General features: G+C 68.5%; 20 protein-coding genes. 8 read left to right on the top strand and 12 right to left on the bottom strand.

The annotated features are described in order from the left end of the window. Positions 1 to 173: 173 nt before the first annotated feature. A complete protein-coding gene (locus ACZ63D_RS37900) occupies positions 174 to 1,391 on the bottom strand; it encodes a family 16 glycosylhydrolase (RefSeq protein ID WP_465359143.1) in 1,218 nt (405 codons plus the stop codon). 346 nt (positions 1,392 to 1,737) lie between these two features. On the opposite strand from ACZ63D_RS37900, the gene ACZ63D_RS37895 reads away from it, so the two are divergent. Then, the gene (locus ACZ63D_RS37895) at positions 1,738 to 2,367 is read left to right on the top strand and encodes a DUF2306 domain-containing protein (protein WP_465359142.1); all 630 of its coding nucleotides are present in this window, start codon (positions 1,738 to 1,740) and stop codon (positions 2,365 to 2,367) included. Between the two features lie 63 nt (positions 2,368 to 2,430). On the opposite strand, the gene ACZ63D_RS37890 is transcribed toward ACZ63D_RS37895, so the two are convergent. Both ACZ63D_RS37890 and ACZ63D_RS37885 read right to left on the bottom strand, forming a co-directional pair. Further along, a complete protein-coding gene (locus tag ACZ63D_RS37890) occupies positions 2,431 to 3,576 on the bottom strand; it encodes an acyl-CoA dehydrogenase family protein (protein ID WP_465359141.1) in 1,146 nt (381 codons plus the stop codon). Continuing rightward, a complete protein-coding gene (locus tag ACZ63D_RS37885) occupies positions 3,573 to 5,924 on the bottom strand; it encodes a bifunctional salicylyl-CoA 5-hydroxylase/oxidoreductase (protein ID WP_465359140.1) in 2,352 nt (783 codons plus the stop codon). Before ACZ63D_RS37885 ends, ACZ63D_RS37890 begins: the two co-directional genes overlap by 4 nt. A gap of 67 nt (positions 5,925 to 5,991) precedes the next feature. On the opposite strand from ACZ63D_RS37885, the gene ACZ63D_RS37880 reads away from it, so the two are divergent. Next, on the top strand, positions 5,992 to 6,384 hold the full coding sequence (locus tag ACZ63D_RS37880; protein WP_465359139.1) for a RidA family protein: 393 nt from the start codon (positions 5,992 to 5,994) through the stop codon (positions 6,382 to 6,384). On the opposite strand, the gene ACZ63D_RS37875 is transcribed toward ACZ63D_RS37880, so the two are convergent. Further along, positions 6,374 to 7,222: a PaaX family transcriptional regulator gene (locus ACZ63D_RS37875; RefSeq protein WP_465359138.1), complete on the bottom strand. Its 849-nt coding sequence runs from the start codon at positions 7,220 to 7,222 to the stop codon at positions 6,374 to 6,376. The two genes, ACZ63D_RS37880 and ACZ63D_RS37875, sit on opposite strands and share 11 nt — an antisense overlap. A gap of 142 nt (positions 7,223 to 7,364) precedes the next feature. Between ACZ63D_RS37875 and ACZ63D_RS37870 the strand changes: the two genes are divergently transcribed. Further along, the gene (locus ACZ63D_RS37870) at positions 7,365 to 8,036 is read left to right on the top strand and encodes a GNAT family N-acetyltransferase (RefSeq protein WP_465359137.1); all 672 of its coding nucleotides are present in this window, start codon (positions 7,365 to 7,367) and stop codon (positions 8,034 to 8,036) included. Between the two features lie 32 nt (positions 8,037 to 8,068). On the opposite strand, the gene ACZ63D_RS37865 is transcribed toward ACZ63D_RS37870, so the two are convergent. Further along, positions 8,069 to 8,518 (bottom strand): MarR family winged helix-turn-helix transcriptional regulator, encoded by a 450-nt coding sequence (locus ACZ63D_RS37865; protein ID WP_465359136.1) that lies wholly within the window; start codon positions 8,516 to 8,518, stop codon positions 8,069 to 8,071. 85 nt (positions 8,519 to 8,603) lie between these two features. Here ACZ63D_RS37865 and ACZ63D_RS37860 point away from each other — a divergent pair, with 85 nt between their 5' ends. After that, the gene (locus ACZ63D_RS37860) at positions 8,604 to 9,008 is read left to right on the top strand and encodes a nitroreductase family deazaflavin-dependent oxidoreductase (RefSeq protein WP_465359135.1); all 405 of its coding nucleotides are present in this window, start codon (positions 8,604 to 8,606) and stop codon (positions 9,006 to 9,008) included. A gap of 6 nt (positions 9,009 to 9,014) precedes the next feature. Here the strand turns inward: ACZ63D_RS37860 and ACZ63D_RS37855 are convergent, their stop codons facing one another. Continuing rightward, positions 9,015 to 10,157 (bottom strand): FAD-binding oxidoreductase, encoded by a 1,143-nt coding sequence (locus ACZ63D_RS37855; protein ID WP_465359134.1) that lies wholly within the window; start codon positions 10,155 to 10,157, stop codon positions 9,015 to 9,017. Between the two features lie 70 nt (positions 10,158 to 10,227). Between ACZ63D_RS37855 and ACZ63D_RS37850 the strand changes: the two genes are divergently transcribed. The 3 genes from ACZ63D_RS37850 (at position 10,228) to ACZ63D_RS37840 (ending at position 12,979) form a co-directional block, all read left to right on the top strand. Beyond that, positions 10,228 to 11,103 (top strand): LysR family transcriptional regulator, encoded by an 876-nt coding sequence (locus ACZ63D_RS37850; RefSeq protein WP_465359133.1) that lies wholly within the window; start codon positions 10,228 to 10,230, stop codon positions 11,101 to 11,103. Positions 11,104 to 11,156: 53 nt separating this feature from the next. After that, positions 11,157 to 11,936 carry an oxygenase MpaB family protein gene (locus tag ACZ63D_RS37845; RefSeq protein ID WP_465359132.1) on the top strand — a complete coding sequence of 260 codons (780 nt, stop codon included), beginning with the start codon at positions 11,157 to 11,159 and terminating at the stop codon, positions 11,934 to 11,936. Between the two features lie 77 nt (positions 11,937 to 12,013). Then, positions 12,014 to 12,979: a DNA polymerase domain-containing protein gene (locus ACZ63D_RS37840; RefSeq protein WP_465359131.1), complete on the top strand. Its 966-nt coding sequence runs from the start codon at positions 12,014 to 12,016 to the stop codon at positions 12,977 to 12,979. On the opposite strand, the gene ACZ63D_RS37835 is transcribed toward ACZ63D_RS37840, so the two are convergent. From ACZ63D_RS37835 to ACZ63D_RS37825, 3 genes are read right to left on the bottom strand one after another with little or no spacing between them, the layout of a single operon-like run. After that, positions 12,962 to 13,699, bottom strand: a complete 738-nt coding sequence (locus ACZ63D_RS37835) for a class I SAM-dependent methyltransferase (protein ID WP_465359130.1) — start codon at positions 13,697 to 13,699, stop codon at positions 12,962 to 12,964. The two genes, ACZ63D_RS37840 and ACZ63D_RS37835, sit on opposite strands and share 18 nt — an antisense overlap. Continuing rightward, on the bottom strand, positions 13,696 to 14,094 hold the full coding sequence (locus ACZ63D_RS37830; protein WP_465359129.1) for a 6-pyruvoyl trahydropterin synthase family protein: 399 nt from the start codon (positions 14,092 to 14,094) through the stop codon (positions 13,696 to 13,698). The genes ACZ63D_RS37835 and ACZ63D_RS37830 overlap by 4 nt, the downstream gene beginning before the upstream one ends. An 11-nt stretch (positions 14,095 to 14,105) precedes the next feature. After that, a complete protein-coding gene (locus ACZ63D_RS37825; protein WP_465359128.1) occupies positions 14,106 to 15,080 on the bottom strand; it encodes a zinc-dependent alcohol dehydrogenase in 975 nt (324 codons plus the stop codon). 33 nt (positions 15,081 to 15,113) lie between these two features. Here ACZ63D_RS37825 and ACZ63D_RS37820 point away from each other — a divergent pair, with 33 nt between their 5' ends. Further along, positions 15,114 to 15,830, top strand: a complete 717-nt coding sequence (locus ACZ63D_RS37820) for a CDP-alcohol phosphatidyltransferase family protein (protein ID WP_465359127.1) — start codon at positions 15,114 to 15,116, stop codon at positions 15,828 to 15,830. A gap of 363 nt (positions 15,831 to 16,193) precedes the next feature. On the opposite strand, the gene ACZ63D_RS37815 is transcribed toward ACZ63D_RS37820, so the two are convergent. The 3 genes from ACZ63D_RS37815 to ACZ63D_RS37805 are packed head-to-tail and all read right to left on the bottom strand — an operon-like array spanning position 16,194 to position 18,043. Continuing rightward, positions 16,194 to 16,589, bottom strand: a complete 396-nt coding sequence (locus tag ACZ63D_RS37815) for a VOC family protein (RefSeq protein ID WP_465359126.1) — start codon at positions 16,587 to 16,589, stop codon at positions 16,194 to 16,196. 59 nt (positions 16,590 to 16,648) lie between these two features. Continuing rightward, a complete protein-coding gene (locus ACZ63D_RS37810; protein WP_465359125.1) occupies positions 16,649 to 17,377 on the bottom strand; it encodes an SAM-dependent methyltransferase in 729 nt (242 codons plus the stop codon). Positions 17,378 to 17,419: 42 nt separating this feature from the next. After that, positions 17,420 to 18,043: a TetR/AcrR family transcriptional regulator gene (locus ACZ63D_RS37805; RefSeq protein WP_465359124.1), complete on the bottom strand. Its 624-nt coding sequence runs from the start codon at positions 18,041 to 18,043 to the stop codon at positions 17,420 to 17,422.

Below are 18,043 nucleotides of genomic sequence, written 5' to 3'. Positions count from 1 at the left end.
GAGTGCCGCCCCGGGCGCCGGGACCCCCAGCCGACGCGCGGAGGGCGGCCTATGGCCGGACGGCGGATCTTGGTTTCCGCCCGGCACTCGCGGTGTTCGCGGCGGGCCGTGGCCACCGGGGGGAGGTTACGGCCCGCCGCTCTTCCTGGGTGCACAGTGTCCACAGTGGACGACTACTGGTTCACCGACCATTTCTGGTTCACATTGCCGGTGCACGTCCACAGTTGCAGTTTCGTCCCGTTGGCCGAACTGACCCCCGCCGCGTCCAGGCATTTGTTCGCGTGCGGGTTGACGATGTCGCGGGCCGCGGTCACGACCCACTGCTGTGCGTCGCTGTTGTTGCAGTCATACATCTGGACCGGCGTGCCGTCGTCGGTGCCGGAGTACTTGACGTCCATGCACTTGCCGAGCGCGCGAATGGTCCCGTCGCTGCCGATCGTCCAGTCCTGCGCGGCGTTGCCGTTGCAGTCAGTGATCTGCAGCTGGGTGAAGTTCGCCGGATTGGCCCAAGGCACGTCGACGCATTTGCCGCCGATGCCGATGATCCGCCCGGTCGAGCCGCCGGTGCCGCTGGTGGTCACGTGCACGTAGTCGACGACCAGCTGCTGCGGGAACTGCGTGCCGCCGTCCGGATCGCCGGGCCAGTCGCCGCCGACCGCGAGGTTCAGGATCAGGTAGAAGGGATGGTCGAACACCCAGCGGTTGCCGTTCAGATCGGCTGGCGTGCGGGTCTCGTAGGCGTTGCCGTCGACCGACCAGACGATCTTGTTCGGCGACCAATCGACCGCGTAGGTGTGGAAAGCGTCAGCGAAAACCGGGCCGTTGTACGCCGCGCCGATGCCGCCCGCGCCGGAGTAACCCGGGCCGTGAATGGTGCCGTGCACGGTGTTCGGCTCGCGGCCGATGTTCTCCATGATGTCGATTTCGCCGTCGTTGGGCCAATTTCCGCCGCCGAGCATCCAGAACGCGGGCCACATGCCCTGGCCGCGCGGGATCTTCATCCGGGTTTCGACGTGGCCGTAGGCCTGGCTGAACTTTCCGGCGGTGTTGAGCCGGGCGGAGGTGTACTGGCAGGTGCCGTACCAGCAGGTGTGGCCGGAGTTTTCGCGTTTCGCGGTGATCACCAGATGGCCTTGGCCGTCGAGGGCGCCGTTGGCGGCTCCGGCGGTGTACCACTGGCGTTCGTGGTTGTTTCCGTTGTTGTCGCCGGTTTCGTAGGTCCATTTCGACGCGTCGGCCGCGGCTCCTGCCGGTCCGTTGAAATCGTCGATGAAACTGTCGGCGGCGGCCGCGGTCGGCGGGGCCAGGACGGCGGGAGCGGCCTGGAGGCCGAGCGCGAGCAGAGCGGCGGCGGCCAGAACGGTGGGGAGACGTCTGAGGAATCTGGGCATGCGTGGTCACCTCGGTTTCGGGGAGGAACCTAGAGCGAGGGAGTGCTTTGTTGTGGCGGGCAACAAAGTAGGAGAAGTATGCCTGGTCTGGACCTCTGCGGCAATGGTCACGCACCGTCGCCGGTCACCTGGCCGAGGGTAAGGCTGTCCCCACCGCGGTAAGACCAGCCGGCCCCATGGTTCGCAGTGGGTACCCGTCTTACGTTCGGAAGTGCCAGCCGAGAACGGACGACGGAGAGAGGCGATCATGACGGCGGGGACGGATCTTCGACCGGCGCGGGTGGATCCCGCAGCGGAACGAACGGTACGGGTCGAGCCGGGAAAGCGCTGGTGGCGGAGACCGTGGGTGGGGCCGTTGGGGCTGGTGGTGGTCGCGTTCCTGGCGTATTCGCTGCCGCCGTATCTGGCGTTCGACCCGGCTCGGTCGCGGGTGCCGTCGACCTTCCCCGCGCACTACTTGTTCCTGGTGGGGCACGTGGTGTTCGGGTCGATCGCGATGGTGACCGCGTTGCTGCAGATCTGGCCGTGGATCCGGCGGAAGTACCCGGTGCTGCACCGCTACTCCGGCCGTGCGTACCTTTTCGCCGGAGTGCTGCCGTCCGGGTTGCTGGCGCTGACGATCGGCGCGGCGACCCCGTACGGGCCGGTGACTCGAGCCAGCGACGTGCTGCTCGCGGTGCTGTGGCTCGGTACGACGTGGGCGGGCTTCCGAGCGGCTCGCGAACGCCGCTTCGGCGATCACCGGCGCTGGATGATCCGCAGTTTCGCGCTGACGATGTCGATCATTCTCAACCGGCTGATCGGCCCGATCGCGGCGATCTTCCTGGAACCGCAGGTGGCCACCACGTTCGGCGGCAGTGAAATCGCGCTGGGGCAGTCGATCGCGGCGCTCGGGGCGTGGGTGAGCTGGACGGTCGCGCTGATCGCGGCGCAGCTGTGGCTTGACCGGAAGCCGAAGCGTCGAGCGGCTGTGTAGCCCCGGTGGAAAGCTTGCCGTCCGCGCCGCCTGCTGAACACCAGCAGGCGGCGCGGATGCGGCTCATCCGCGCCGCTGCAACGACCTCGCGATGATCGTCCGCTGGATCTCCGACGCGCCTTCGTAAATGCGCGGTGCCCGGACCTCCCGGTAGAGGTGTTCCAGCAAATGTCCGCGCCGCAACGCTCGGGCCCCGTGCAATTGCACCGCTTTATCCACCACGTATTGCGCGGTCTCGGTCGCGAACAACTTCGCCATTGCCGCGCGACCGGCCAGATTCTGCTCGCCCGCGTCATAAGCGGCCGCGGCCGCGTACACCAGCAAACGACCGGCTTCCGTCCGCGTCGCCATTTCGGCCAGCGTGTGCGCGACCGTCTGCTGCTTCACCAAGGGGCCGCCGAATGCTTCGCGCGAAGCTGTGTACTCCACGGTCGCGTCGAGGGCGGCTTGGGCCATCCCGACCGCGAAGGCACCAACGCTCGGGCGGAACAAGTCCAATGTCCGCATCGCTACCGCGAAACCGCGGTTTTCTTCGCCGAGCAGCTCGTCGCGGTTTACCCGGACGCCGTCGAACACCACCGTGCCGATGGGATGGGGGCTCACCAGATCCAGGTGCTCGCCGCTGAGCCCGGCGCGGTCACCGGGGACGACGAAGGCGCTGACCCCGCGTGATCCGGCGTCGGGGGTCGTGCGGGCGAAGACGGTGTAGAAATCGGCTTCCGGGGCGTTCGAGATCCACATTTTCGTGCCGGTGAGCCGCCAGCCGTCGCCGTCTGGTTCAGCGGCTAACTGGAGGGCGGCGGCGTCGGATCCGGCGTCCGGTTCGGTCAGTGCGAAGGCGGCGACGGCGTCACCGGCGGCGACGGCGGGGAGCCAGCGCTGGACCTGTTCGTCCAAACCGGACTGGAGTACCGGGTAGCTGCCTAGCCCCTGTAACGCCAAGGCGGTTTCGGCTTCGGTGCTTTGGGTGGCGAGCGCTTCGCGCAGCAGGCACAGATCGGTCGCGGCGGCTTGCCGGGTCGGCTGTCCATTTTCGACCCCGGGGAACAGCCGGGCGAGCAGGCCGTGTGCTCCCATTGCCTTGAGCAGCGGACGGTTTACCGCGCCCTCGGTACCGGCGGCGGCCAGTTCGACCAGTTGCTCGGCGGCGATTTTCCGGACTGAAGCGGCGTAGGCGGTCTGTTCCGGAGTGAAAGCGAAAGCGTTCATCGGGCGTCCTCCGGTCGCCAGCGGGCATGGGCGGTCTGGTGGCCGCCGGTGCGGACCAGATCGAGTCGTGGCTCCGGGCCGTCGGTGCGGCCGGTCTGCGGTGGACGTTTGCCCGCTGCCCATTGTTTCGGCCACGGCACCGGGTATCCCTGCGCGGCGGCGGCGTGCAGAGTCCATTGTGGATTGAACAGGTGCGTGCGGCCGAGTGCGCACAAGTCGGCTCGGCCCGCGAGGATGAGCGAGTTCACGTCGTCGTAGGAGGAAATCGCGCCGACGGCGATCACGGCGGTGCCGTAGCGACGCCCGACTTCGTTGCGGATCCGATCGGCATACGGCGTCTGGTAGCTGCGTCCGAACTTCGGCTTCTCCTCGCTGACTACCTGGCCGGTCGATACGTCAATGGCGGCCGCACCGTGTTCGGCGAATGCCTGTGCGATGGCTACGGCTTCGTCGGCGTCATTCCCGCCCTCGAACCAGTCAGTGGCGGAGATCCGGACGGTCAAGGGACGATCGGCTGGCCAGACGGCGCGGACCGCGTCGAAGACTTCCAGCGGGAAGCGCAGCCGGTTTTCCGGAGAGCCGCCGTAGGCATCGGTGCGGTGGTTGGTCAGCGGGGACAGGAACGACGACAGCAGGTAGCCGTGCGCGCAGTGCAGTTCCAGCAGATCGAAACCAGCGCGTGCGGCGGCTTCCGCGGCCGACACGAACTGGTCCTTGATCTCGCCCAGTTCGGCGGCAGTCAGCTCGCGCGGCGTCTGGTTGTTCGGCGAGTACGGCAGCGCGGACGGTGCGCAAACCTCCCAGTTGCCTTCCGGCAGCGGGTCGTCAATGCCTTCCCACATCAGCTTCGTCGAACCCTTGCGGCCGGAATGCCCCAGCTGCAAACCGATCTTCGCCGGGGTTTCGCGGTGCACGAACTCGACGATCCGCTTCCACGCGGCTTCCTGCTCGGAGGTGTAAAGCCCGGGACACCCCGGCGTGATCCGGCCCTCGGCGGACACGCAGATCATCTCGGTCATGACCATCCCGGCCCCGCCGAGTGCCTTGCTTCCCAGGTGCACCAGGTGGAATTCGCCGGGTACGCCGTTGACCGCGGAGTACATGTCCATCGGCGACACGACGATCCGGTTCGGCAATTCCAGCGAACCGATCCGCACTGGCTGGAACATCGGCGGCGCGACGGAAGTGCCGAGCGAATCGGCGAACCACTGATCCAGCGAAGCGGCGAATTCCTTGTCTCGCAGCTTCAAGTTGTCGTACGTGACGCGACGGCTGCGGGTAAGGAGGTTGAACGCGAATTGCTCCGGTTCCTGATGCGTGTACTGCGCCAGGTTCTCGAACCACTCCAGGCTCGCCTGTGCCGCACGCTGCGTGGACGCGACTACCGGGCGTCGCTCTTCTTCATACGCTGCAAGGGCGTCCGGGACACTCGGCTGTTCGTGCAGGCACGCGGCGAGCGCGAGCGCGTCCTCCATGGCGAGTTTCGTGCCCGAGCCGATCGAGAAATGCGCGGTGTGCGCCGCGTCGCCGAGCAGCACGACGTTGTCGTGGACCCAGTTTTCGCAGCGGACCGTGCCGAAGGTGGTCCACTTGGAGTTGTTGGCCAGCAACTGATGTCCGTCGAAAATGTCGCCGCACAGTTCGCGGATCAGCTCGATCGACTTCTCGTCGCTTTCCCCCGGACCGAGGCCGGTGGCGGCGATCGGGCCGAACGCACGCTGCCACACGTCTTCGTGCATCTCCAGGATGAACGTGCTGCCGTCGCGGCCGTACGGATAGCCGTGGACCTGCATGACGCCGTGCGGGGTTTCGAGCACGTAGAACTTGAACGCGTCGAACACGAGGTCGGTGCCGAGCCAGATGTAGCGGCACTGCCGAGACTCGACGCTCGGCCGGAATGAATCGGCGAACGCCGTGCGCACCGCGGAGTTCACGCCGTCCGCCGCGACCACGAGATCCGAAGAAGCGGCAAGCTCGGCCGGATCCGGCGCGACACTGCGGAATCGGACATCAATGCCCATTTCGCGGCACCGCTGCTGCAGGATCGCGAGCAGGCGTTTGCGGCTCATCGCGGCGAATCCGTGCCCGCCCGAGGTCGACACGGTGCCGCGGTAATGCACGTCGATGTCGTCCCAGCGCGCGAACTCCCGGCTCATCGCCTCGTGCACGGCCGGATCGGCGTGTTCGATGCCGCCGAGCGTCTCGTCGGAGAAGACGACGCCGAAGCCGAACGTGTCGTCCGGCGCGTTGCGCTCCCAGACCGTGATCTCGTGGTCCGGGCCGAGTTGTTTCGCGAGCACGGCGAAGTAGAGCCCCGCGGGCCCGCCGCCGACTACTGAAATCCGCACGCGACCCAGGTTATGTCGTTTGCCCTACGGTCGTCAAGAAGACGATAGATGGGTTAGGCTTCCCGGCATGGAGCGGATCAATCCCCCCGAGCTGGGCAAGCCGTCGGGGTTCTCGCACGCGGTGGCGGCGCAGGGGCGGCTGGTGTTCCTCGCCGGGCAGACCGCGCTCGACGCGGACAACCGGATCGCCGGCGACGGTGTCGTGGAGCAGTTCGAGCGCGCGCTCGGCAACCTGCTCACCGCGTTGCGCGCGGCCGGCGGCGAGCCCGCGGACCTGTGCAGCCTGACCGTCTACATCGTCGACATGGACGACTACAAGGCGCACGCGCGCGAGATCGGCCGCGTGTGGAAGCGGCTGGTGGGCGCGGATTACCCGGCGATGGCGGGCATCGGCGTGAGCCGGCTGTGGGACGTCGAAGCGTTGGTGGAAGTGCAGGGCTACGCGGTGGTCAACCGCTGAGCACCTGCCGCAGGTGCGTCCGCGCGGCTTCCTCAAGCCGGTCGTGGAGCGTGAAGAACACTTCGGCGGCGCGGATGCCGGACCACCCCTCGGGAAGCAATTCCGCGGGCAGGCAGGGGTCGAGATACGGCATCCGCCGCCAGCCGGTGAGCACGCGCAGGTAATCGGCGAACGCTTCGTCGGTGGGCGTCGTCCGGCGGCGCTGCCACCGGCGCAGTGCCGGTTCGTGCTCTTCGAGGAACACGGTGTACAGCTCGTCCAGCTGGTCCAGGTCCCACCACTCGCGCACCTTCTCGCGCGGGTCGCCGAAGGCCAAGTGCTCGGCGCGGAACAGGTCGGCGTACTCGGCGAGACCGAGGCGATCCAGTGTGCCGACCGTGACCTCGTACAGGTGCGCTGGCGCGATCCAGACGCCTGACGACGCGGTGCCGAAACCCAGCCGCGACAACTGCGTCCGCAGCACGTGCCGCTTGTGCCGCTCGGCTTCCGGCACCGAAAACACCGCGAGCAGCCAGCCGTCAGCGAGCTTCGCGCGGTCGCGCCGGAAAATGCGTTCGTCGCCTTCGCGCAGCAAATCCACTGCGGTACCGGACAATTCGTACCCGGCGGCCCCGTCGCGGCGCACCGCTTCGAGCACCCCGCGCCGTTTGAGCCGGGAAATCGAGGACCGCACGGCGGGCTCGTCGATCCCGACCGCGGCGAGCAGATCGATCAGCGAGGCGACCGAAAGCCACTCGCCGCCCGCCTGGTGGTGCACGCCGTAGACCGACACGATGAGGTGTCGTGGCTGGGCCGCACGCCCGCCGTCGGCGTCGGCTGCTTCCGATACGGCCGTCACCCGATCACCATACAGTGCTGTTTGTCGCCAATCCGACTACAGCCACGGCGGAGAAGGGTTTCTATGGGCACATCGGCTGCGGACCGTCTCCGCCTACTTCCGGTCGGATTGGCAACGGGCGAGGGGTAGCATTTCCGGCGCGATGGCGTTTGTGAGCAATGCACCTTTGGTGAGCCGGCTGACCCGCCGCGGACGGCTGATGGCGAAACGCACCTGCGACCGCCGGGGACACGCCTTCGCGTTCGGCCGGTTCCTTTTCCGCACCCCCACCGCGTGGGAGTACGCGGCGGCGGTCGCGGGCGGCAGCGATCCGGCCGCGCAGCGCTGGCTCGGCTGGCTGGCCGACTCCGTGGTGGCCGAACCCATGCGCGGCGAAGCGCTGCGCGTAATCCCCGGCACCGGTCCGGACTGGACCACTCCGGACCCGCATTCGGTGGACGTCGTCGCGATCGATCTCGTGGCTGGCCGCTGCGCTGGTCTCGTGAGCGTGCACGCGGGCGAGGACGGCGGACCGGAAACCGGCGGCTATCTCGCGCCGGAGTATCGCGGGCAGGGCTTCGGCCGGGACCTGTTCGCCGCCGGTCTCGTGCTGGCGCACGAGCATCTCGGACTGTCCCGGGTGCGCGCGGGCGCGGAGGTCGGCAACGTCGCGAGCGGCCGTTCGCTGGAAGCGGCCGGATTGCGCCGGGTGCCGGGTCCGCCGCAGTACACACTGCCGGACGGGCGGGCTTGTGAGGCGTGGTGGTACCAGCACGACGCGGCGTGGCCGAAGAAATGCGCGGGCCCACAGGCTCGGTGGCTAGCTGTCTCGTGAGTGACTTAGCCGGTTAGAACCGGCTGGAACACTCACGAGCCGTATTGCTCGTACACCTTGAGCGTCCTGATCACCAGCGCCCGCTCGCTGGGACTCAACGGCGCCAACGCTTCCTGCCAGGCCTTCGCACCGCGGGCGAGCCACGCGTCGACGGCCGGGCGCTTGTCCGGGTGGATGCTCACGATGGTGCGCCGCCGGTCGCCGGGGTCCTCGGTGCGTTCCAGCACGCCCTGGCGCGACAGGTCGCCGATCATCAGACTCGCTGTGGTGGGCGCGATTTCGAGCCGTCCGGCGAGTTCGTTGACCGTCATCGGGCCGTCGAACAACAGATAGGCCAGCAGGGACAGATGCCGCGGCGCGAGCGCGACGTCGTCGAGTTCCGGAGGCGGCGGCGTCCGCTTCGCGCGCCCGACGATGCGGGGCATGAGAAGCAGCAGTTCGCGGACCCCGTCCTCGACGGTCGGGCCGGATTCGGTGGCCATGCCGCGACAGTACCCGCGGGTGTGTTGACAGCCCGATTCGCGCGATCCTAGGTTTGTTGTTACATCAGCAACAGGGAGTTCTCCGATGTCGGACTGGAATCAGCAGATCATCGACGAGTTCCGCGCGAACGCGGGCAAGGTCGGCGGGATGTTCGAAGGCAAGAACATGGTTTTGCTCACGCACACCGGTGCGAAGAGCGGCAAGCAGCGGGTTACTCCGCTGGTGTACACCACCGATGGCGACCGGATCGTGATCGTCGCGTCCAAGGGCGGCGCGGACACCAACCCGGACTGGTACCACAACCTCGTCGCGAACCCGTCGGTCACGGTCGAGGTCGGCACCGAGAAGTTCCCGGCGACCGCGAAGCTCGTGACCGACCGCGCCGAGCGGGACCGGCTGTATGCCGGGATGGTCGCGCACGCGGAAGGTTTCGCGGAGTACGAGAAGAAGACCGAGCGCGTGATCCCGGTCTTCGTTCTCGAACGCTGAGCGCAGTCAGCTCAGCGGCTGACCGTAGACGAAGCTCCGCAGCCGTCCAGTCGACATCGGGTCCAGCGGAGCGAACAGCTTGGCGTGCGCGGCCTGCACGGTCGCCGCGTCCGGCTCGACCATCGACAACGCGCGCACGGTGTAGCGCGATTCGGCGGTGAAATCCGGTGCGGAGGAGTGCTGGTACGCGCCACCGAGCAGGTCGATGATCAGCACAGTAGGTACGGATGCTTCCGGGCCGGCGTGGTCGAGCACCGCGCTCAGCACGTCGTCCCGGAGCGTCGGCAGCACGCGGTTGTCGCCGAGGTAGGAGTGCGGGTTCGGCGGCTCCGCGGCGATTTTGCCGGAGTCGGTGAACGGCATCGTCGTCAGCGTGTCCTGCAGCGGGCCCAGTGCGCGCAGCGGTGCGACGAGCTGGTCGCCGCCGGTGCCGAGGTAAGCCACCCGGATGTGCGCGATGTGCTTGCCCCGCAACGGTTCCGGCACCATCGGCAAGTCCGGGTAGGGCACCATCGCGACCGAGGTGCCGACGGTGTCGGGCAGGTCGGTGGTCCAGTCGCGCCAGGTGCGCAGGACGTCCGGGATCTTGGCGGTGTCGAAGTACAGTCCGCCGCCGTACAGCGTGGTCACCGGGACCAGATCGAACTCCAGAGCGGTGACGATCCCGCTGCCGAGCGGTCCGGTTTCGCGGGTGCCGTCGGGCCGGACGAGTTCGGCGGAGCGGACGCGGTCGGAGGCCAGGCCGAAATGCCGGCCGAGCAGGCCGAAACCGCCGCCGAGGGTGTAGCCGACCACGCCGACGCCGGGTGCCGAACCGCTCAGCGGCGCGAGCCCGTGTTCCGCGGCGGCGGTGATGACGCTGCCCCAGGTGGTTCCGGCTTCGACGCGCGCCACCGCGCGGTCCGGGTCGATGGTCACGCCGGTCATCCGGCGGGTCGAGATCAGCACGCCCTCGGCCGGTGCGCGCAGCCCGTGTCCGGTCGCCTGCACGGAAACCGGCAGGTCCCGCTCGTTCGCGAGCCGGACCGCCGCGGCGACGTCGTCCGCGCTGGTGGCGGCGACGACCAGCGGCGGGGTGGAGGTGATGCCGGTCTGGAACCCGGCGATCTCTTCGCGGTAGCCGGGCTGATCAGGGGTGAACTTCTGCATGCCTCCAGCCTGCTGGCTGCTTAGCGATAAGTCCAAGAGATACTCGTTCCGGCGGCTAGAATTACTGGTTATGGAACTGCATCAGCTCGAATACTTCGTCGCGGTCGCGGAGGAAGCCAACTTCACGCGCGCGGCGGCCCGGATGCACGTCGCGCAGCCCGGGGTCAGCGCGCAGATCCGGCGGCTGGAACGCGAACTGGGACAGCCGTTGTTCGACCGGTCCGGGCGCACGGTCCGGCTCACCGGCGTCGGCGAGGCCGCGCTGCCGCACGCTCGGGCCGCGCTCGCGGCGGTCGCGGCAGTGCGCGAGACGGTCGCCGAGCACGAAGGCTTGGTGCGCGGTCAGGTGTCGATGGGGATGGTGACTTCTCTCGGGCCGGTGGAGCTGCCGGAGTTCCTGGCCGGGTTCGCCGAGCGGTATCCGGGCGTCGAAATCACGCTCAGCGAAGCGAATTCCGACCTGATGGTCGAGGCGTTGCGCGAAGGACGGCTGGACGTCGCGGTGATCGGCCTGGCCGACGGGGTGCCCGCTGGGCTGACCACGCAGATCGTGCTGGACGAGGAACTGGTCGCGGTGACCGCGCTGGATGACGAGTTCGCCGACCGCGCTTCGCTCGCGCTGGCCGAGTTGGCCGAACGGCCGCTGATCTGCCTGCCGAAGGGCACCGGCATGCGCGGGGTGCTGGACCGGGGGTTCGCCGCGGCCGGGCTGCACTCGCGCGTGACGATCGAGGCGAGCGACCCGAACGTGCTGGCCAAGCTCGCGATGCGTGGTCTCGGCGTGGCGCTGGTTCCGGAGTCGCTGGCCCGCTACTACGCCAAGGACCTGCACACGCTGCGGTTGCGCCCGGAGCTGCGTGGACAGCTGGCGTTGGCATGGCGGTCCGACGGTCCCTCCGGGCCTGCGGCCCGGGTGCTGATCGAGTTCGCGCGGTCGGTGCTTTAGCCGGGCGTGCGGGCCTCTTGACAGGGTGTCAACTCCAGGCGTCCCCTGGACGGATGCTCCAAGACGGCATGCTCGGCGTCAGCCTGCTCGCGGGCGGCGCGAACGTGATCATGCAGCTGGGTCGGCCCGAGGTCGGCTACGGCGTGCTGGAAAGCCGCGTGGAATCGGGAAATCTCTTCAAGCATCCGCTGAAACGCACCCGCACGACAGTCACGTATCTCGCCGTTGCCGTGCTGGGCACCGACGCTGACCGGGCGGCGTACCGGCGGGCAGTGAACGCGGTGCACGCGCAGGTGGTTTCGACCGAGGCGAGTCCCGTTCAGTACCGCGCTTTCGACCGCGAGCTGCAACTGTGGGTCGCTGCCTGTCTGTGCCACGGCGTCGAGGACGTGCATCGCGCTTTCCTCGGTCGTCCCGCGCCGGAATCGTGGTACGCCGAGGCCGCGGTGCTGGGTACGACGCTGCAGGTGCGTCCGGAAGACTGGCCGAAGGACTTCGCCGCGTACTGGGCGGACGGATTGTCCCGGGTGGATATCGACGACCGGCTGCGCGAATACCTCACCGCGATCGCGAACCTGGAGTTCCTGCCGCGTCCGTTGTCGTTCCTCTTCGGACGGTTCCACCGCTTCGTCACGACGGGCTTCCTGCCCGAGGTGTTCCGCGAGCAGATGCGGCTGCCGTGGTCGGCCGCGGACCAGCGCCGGTTCGATCGGCTGATGCGCGGGATCGGCCGAATGGTCGAACCGCTTCCGGTGCGGGTGCGGCGGTTTCCCTACGACGCGTGTCTCGCGGACTTCCGGCGGCGGGTGCGGAAGGGGAAACCGCTCGTCTAAGCGGTTGACCGGGATGGGCTGGTGGGCAAGGGTTGGACTATGGCCACTGCCGACGTACTTTCTGCCGCGGAGGCAGCATGAGTAAAGCGGATGAGGTGCGCGAAGGGGTTTCCCTGACCAACCTCGACCAGGAGCTGTTCGTCGACGCCGGGGTGACGAAGCGCGATCTCATCGACTACCTCGACGCCGTTTCGGACCGGTTGCTGCCGGTGCTGCGCGACCGTCCGCTGTCGGTGATGCGGGTGCTGCGCGGGCAGGACGCGTTCATGCAGAAGAACCTGCCGAAGTACACGCCGGAGTGGGTGCCGCGGGCGAAACTGTGGGCGGAGAGTTCGCACCGGACAGTCACCTACGGCCTGTGCAACGACCGCCGGACGCTGCTGTGGTTCGGCAATCAGCGCGCGGTCGAATTGCACCCCGCGCTGACCCGGGTGGATCCGGTCGGCCAGACGGATCTGATCATGGACCTCGATCCGCCCGACGGCGCGGATTTCCAGGTCGCGGTGGCGGCGGCCCGGCTGGTGCGGCAGGCGTTGGCCGACGTCGGGCTCGCCGGTGCGTTGAAGACCAGCGGGTCCAAGGGCGTGCACGTCTTCGTGCCGCTGGTTCCCGGACTGTCCTTTGAGGACGTCGCGGCGGCGACCCGGGCGGTCGGCGCGCGCGCCGAGCGGATCGATCCGCAGCTGGCGACCACGGCGTTCATCCGGGAAGACCGGCACGGCAAGGTGTTTCTCGATTCCACCCGCGCGGGCGGGGCCACCGTAGCGGCCGTTTACAGTCCGCGGATCCGGCCGGGCGCGCCAGTGTCGTTCCCGGTTCGCTGGGCGGACGCGGACAACGTCACGCCGGCGGATTTCACGGTGAAGACCGCGGTGGAGCAGCTGGGCAGTGCGGACCCGTGGGCGGAGGAACTGCCGGAACCGCAGGAACTTCCCGCGGATCTGGTGACCGAGGGGCATACGATCCCGGTCGCCCGGGTCGCGGCGATGCACGAGGGCAAACGCCGGGCCCGGGCGCGCCGGGAGTCAGGGCAGAGCGAGTAAGTCCCGGTGCTGCACGGTGACTCCGGTGATCTTCCGGTCGCCGGGAGCAGCCAGGGATGGATCTTGTTCTCGTGCCGCGGCAACGAATCCGCGGTACCAGACGTCGATGAGTTCGCGGTGCTCCGGACCGAGCCGCCAGGGTGACGGTCTGGTGTGGACTGTCCAGCCGTGCCGGTTGAATTCTTCCGCGGTGAAGGCGACGGCTTCGGGACCCAGCTTTCCGCCTCGGCGCTGGTGGTCGTTGAAGGCAGCGTTGAGTGCTTCGTCCAGCGGGTCCGATGGCGTGAGGTGGGCCGATCCGGTCACGGACAGCGTGAACAACGCTGGGCTTCGCGCGTCCACACAGGACTTGACCAGTCGTTGAATTTCCTCAGGGGTAAGGAGATCCAGCAAGGCGGAAGCCGTGACCAAAGACGTGCCGGTGAGGTCCAGCCGGGTCACGTCGGCCTGCTCCGCGTCGACACTGATCCCCGGCGGAAGACTGCGCACGGCGATCTCCAGCAGCCCAGGGTCCTGGTCGTGCAGAATCCATCGCTGCGGCTTCGGAAGCCGGCCGCTCAGCCAGCGTCCCATCGCCCCGGTGCCGCAGCCGAGATCCCGGATGACCGCCGGACTGGCCGGGAGCAAGGCGACCAAATCGGCCGCCCTGGCCGCGGTGTCGGCCGGTTCACGCAGTCGCAGCCATTCCGGCGCGTAGCCGGAGGAGTCCACTGTGGTCACAAGGACCGCTCGTATCCGGCGGAAGCGGCGTGGGATTCGTGCAGGGTCACCGAAATCTGTGCCAGCCCGCGCGCGTTTTCGCCGAGTTCCCCGGCGTGCACGCGGTCCGCGAGCCGGTCGGCGATCACCTTGGCGAGGTATTCCGTCGAGGTGTTGACCCCGGCGAAGTGGGGTTCGTCGTCGAGGTTGCGGTAGTTCAGGTCGGCGAGCACCGCGCTGAGCTGCTGGGTGGCGAGCCCGATGTCGACGACGATGTTGTCCGAGTCCAATTCGGACCGCTGGAACGTCGCGTCGACCACGAACGTCGCGCCGTGCAAACGTTGCGCGGGTCCGAAAACCTCGCCGCGGAAACTGTGGGCGACCATGATGTGATCGCGCACGGTGACACTGAACAACGCGTTCTCCTTTACGGGTAGGTGATTCGGTGGGCCAGTCCGCGCAGAGTTCCGTCCGCCAGCCGCGCCGCGACGTCCGGCAGCTCGGCGAAGGTGGATTCGCTGGTGATCAAGGCGTCGAACGCCGGATCCGCGAGCAGTCGCAACGCCAGCGCCATCCGGTCGCCGTAATCGCGCCTCGCCGCACGAGCGGGCGAGACGGTGCCGACCTGACTGCCGCGCACCGTGAGCCGCCGCGAGTGGAAGTTCTCGCCGAGCGGCACCGATACTTGGCGGTCGCCGTACCAGCTCAGCTCGACCACCGTGCCCTCTTGGCCGAGCAGCTCCAGCGAACGCGCGAGCCCGGCGTCGGTCGCGCTCGCGTGCACCACGAGGTCGAGGTCGCCGCTGGCGTTTTCCGGGGTGGCGTAACGGATGCCGAACGCGTCCGCGATCTCCGCGCGGTCCGGGTCGGGGTCGACGAGCTGGACGTCCACGCCGGGAAACCGGGACAGCAGCCGCGCCACACTGCACCCGACCATCCCCGCCCCGACGACCGCGATCCGGTCGCCGACCAGCGGTGCCGCGTCCCAGAGCGCGTTCACCGCGGTCTCCACGGTCCCGGCGAGCACCGCCCGCGCCGCGGGAACGTCGTCCGGCACCACGGTGACCGCCGACGCGGGCACGACGTACTCGGTCTGATGTGGATAGAGGCAGAACACCGTGCGTCCGGTCAGCTCCGGCGGTCCGGAAAGGACCTCCCCGACGTTCAGGTAGCCGTACTTCACCGGCCACGGAAAGTCGCCCTCCTGATACGGCGCGCGCATGATGGCGTGCTGGCTTTCGGGCACCCCACCGCGCAGCACGAGACTTTCCGTGCCTCGGCTCAATGCCGAAAAACGTGTTCGGACCAGCACTTCGTCGGCCTGCGGAGCAGCGATTTCCGCCGGCCGGAGTTCCCCGCCCGCGGCCGAAGTGAACCAGAAGGCCTGCGCCGCCCGTGTCAAGGTTGTCCTCCGTTGCTGCCGGATCGAGGAGAAATGGCTGTCTCCACCTGTACACGAACCCCGGCCGAGCTGGGTTCAACCGTCGTCCAGCAGGCCCCCGCGCTGCTGGCGCAACTCGCGCTGCTGACCCTGCTCACGGTGACGACCGGCCTCGGCCTGGCCGGCTGGGCGGTCGGCGTGGCCTACCTGCTCGGCCTGCTGGTGCTGCTCACCCAGGGCGCCTGGCGCATCCGGGTCTACCGCCTGGGCCCCGCCGATCAGGTGACCCTCGCCCGAGCGGCCCTGATCGGCAGCGTGACCGCCCTGATCGCCGACCACCTCGGCGGGCACCCGCCGCTGCCCCTGATCGTCCCCATCGCGGCAGTCGCACTGGCCCTGGACGCTCTCGACGGCTACGTCGCGCGCCGCACCGGAACTGCCTCCGCGCTGGGCGCCCGGTTCGACATGGAAGCGGACGCCTTCCTGATCCTGGTACTGAGCGTCCTGGTCGCGACAAGGGTCGGCCCGTGGGTGCTGGCGATCGGCCTGATGCGCTACGCCTTCGTGGCCGCGGCCCGGCTGTGGCCGTGGCTCCGAGCGCCGCTGCGCCCCAGCCGGGCCCGGAAGGCAGTTGCGGCTTTGCAGGGAATCGCCCTGACCACCGCGGCGGCCGGAATCGCGCCGGTGGCCTTGGCCGGAGTCGCGGTGGCGACCCTGGGCTGGTCCTTCGGGCGGGACGTGTGGTGGCTGTACCGGAATCGTGCCGCTTGAGACCGTCGCCCGCGAATTCCGTCGCCGCATTTCACTGCAGCTGGGGTTTTGGAGACGAAACCGCGATTCCCGCAGCACTGAAAAAGCCAGCCGCTCGCCGCGAGCACGGTCCGCCTCGACGGACTCTCGCAGGTCAAACGGCTGGCCAAGGGATGCGGTATCGGCCCCCCTCAGGCTGATCGCCAACCTCCCGAAGCCCACCATAGCGGTGCCCGAATGCCCCGGGTTAACCCGTCCGTGGTTATTCGGGCCGGATTCCTTTTCGCAGCATCTGTCGCTCGGTCAATAGCGTCAGGAATTGCGCTCGAGCTGCGGATCCCTCGCGGTTAGCGATCGCAAAAAGAAACCGTACAGGTATCTTGCTCAGCCCTTCGCGCTCAGCTGCCACGAGACGCCCCATCGGTCGTTCACCCAGGCGAACGGGCCGAAGCCGTAGTCGTCGAGCGGCATCAGGGTTCCGCCGCCCTCGCCGAGCGCCTCGTAGGCCCGCTTGAGCTCGTCGGCCGAATCGACGGTGACGAACAGCGAGGTGGACGGCGTGAAGTCGAAACCGTGCTGAACGAAGCTGTCGCTGCACCGCACCCGCTGCCCGGCGACGGTGAACTCGGCCATCACGATCGTCCCCTCCGGCCCGGGGCCGTCGGCGTCGTAGCGCTGTTCGGACAGCACGGAGTCGCCGGGGAAGAGCGAGGTGTAGAAGGCCATCGCCTCGGCGGCGTCGCGCTTCTGGAACATCAGGAACGGCACGAGGTCGGTCATCGGACTGCCCTTTCGCGGGTTGGGGTCGAGTCCGAAAGTGGCATTGACAAGAAGTTTTGTCAAGGGCGCAGCACGACGCACGCGAACCCGAACGACTTCCGGTAATCGCGAAGCCACTCCTCCCGATGGGCGGCCGCGGCGGCGAGGGCTTCGGCTTGGTCGGGGTCGTCCGGGTGGTCCAGGGCCCATTCGGTGAGGCTGCCGGTCCACGACCATTCGTAGGCGTCCAGTTCGGCGCGGGTGCTGGTGTGTCCGTGGGTCGGCGTCCAGCCGGTGGAAATCACCTGGTCGAGGAGTTCGGGCAGGTCGGGCAGGTCGCCGAAGATTTCGAGCGCGGTGGGGGTGGGTCCGGCTTCCCAGTAGCCGTCGCCGAGCAGGGCGCGGCCGTCGGGGCGGACGTGGGCTCGCAGTGCGGCGAGGGTGGCGGGCAGGCCGCCGAAGGCGTGGGTCGAGCCGATGCACAGGACGGTGTCGAATTCGGCGGTGGCGGGGAATTCGGCGGCGGACTGCTGGTGAAGGGTCAGGCGGTCGGCGACGCCTTGGGCGGCCGCGGTGGCACGGGCGCGCGAGAGGGCGAATTCCGACGTGTCGACGCCGACGGCGCGGAGTTTTGGGTACGCGACGAGGGCGCGGATGAGCCATTCGGCACCGCCGCAGCCCAGGTCGAGGACCGCCGCTTCCTCGTGCGGGACGCTCAGGTTGATGAGGCGCTGGACCTCGTCGTCGCTGATCGGGGCCGCGATGGGGTGCCGGGTATGTGCGAGTGCGGAAAGTCGTTCACGGTTCACGCGCGGCAGGCTGACACGGGCGGCTCCGGTCGCGCATCTCGATTACGAGCGGGTGCGCATCGACCCCGACGGGCCGGTGCCGAGCACCCGAGCGGCGACCCAGGCCAGGCCGTCGGCGGTTTCGGCGGGGGTGCCCGACGGCTGCATCACGTGGCTCAGCACGGTGCGCACGACGAGGTCCATGACCACGGTGAGCTGGTTGTCGTCCAACGGCGGCGCGTAGCCGCGGACCCGGCCGCGCAGCACGGCTTTCGCTTCGGTGAGCAGGGTGCCGGCGCGAGTGGTCAGCAGCGGGAGGAATTCGGTGTCGGTGCCGTGTGTCGCGGAGGCGATGGCGCGCAGCAGGATGTTGTCGTCGGCCAGTTCGAGCACCGCGCGGACGGCGTCGTAAATCGCCTCGACCAGGTCGTCCGGATGCCGGTCGAACGCGGTGCTCACGACGGCGAGGAACCGGCGCAGCTCATGCGAGATCATCGCCTCGGCGAGCGCGGTTTTCGAGCCGATCTCGTTGTAGACGGTCTGCCTGCTCACCCCGACCAGTTCGGCCAGCCGCGCCATGGTGACCGCCGACCAGCCGGATTTCGCGGTGAGTTCGATGGCGGCGGTGATGAGGGGCTGCCGGTACTGGCCGCCCGCGGGCACCGGAAGCACGCTCATGGCGGTCAT

Source organism: Amycolatopsis sp. NPDC104775 (assembly GCF_055583325.1).
The sequence above is the reverse complement of the archived record's forward strand: the minus strand, read 5'-3'. Positions and strand labels throughout refer to the sequence as shown.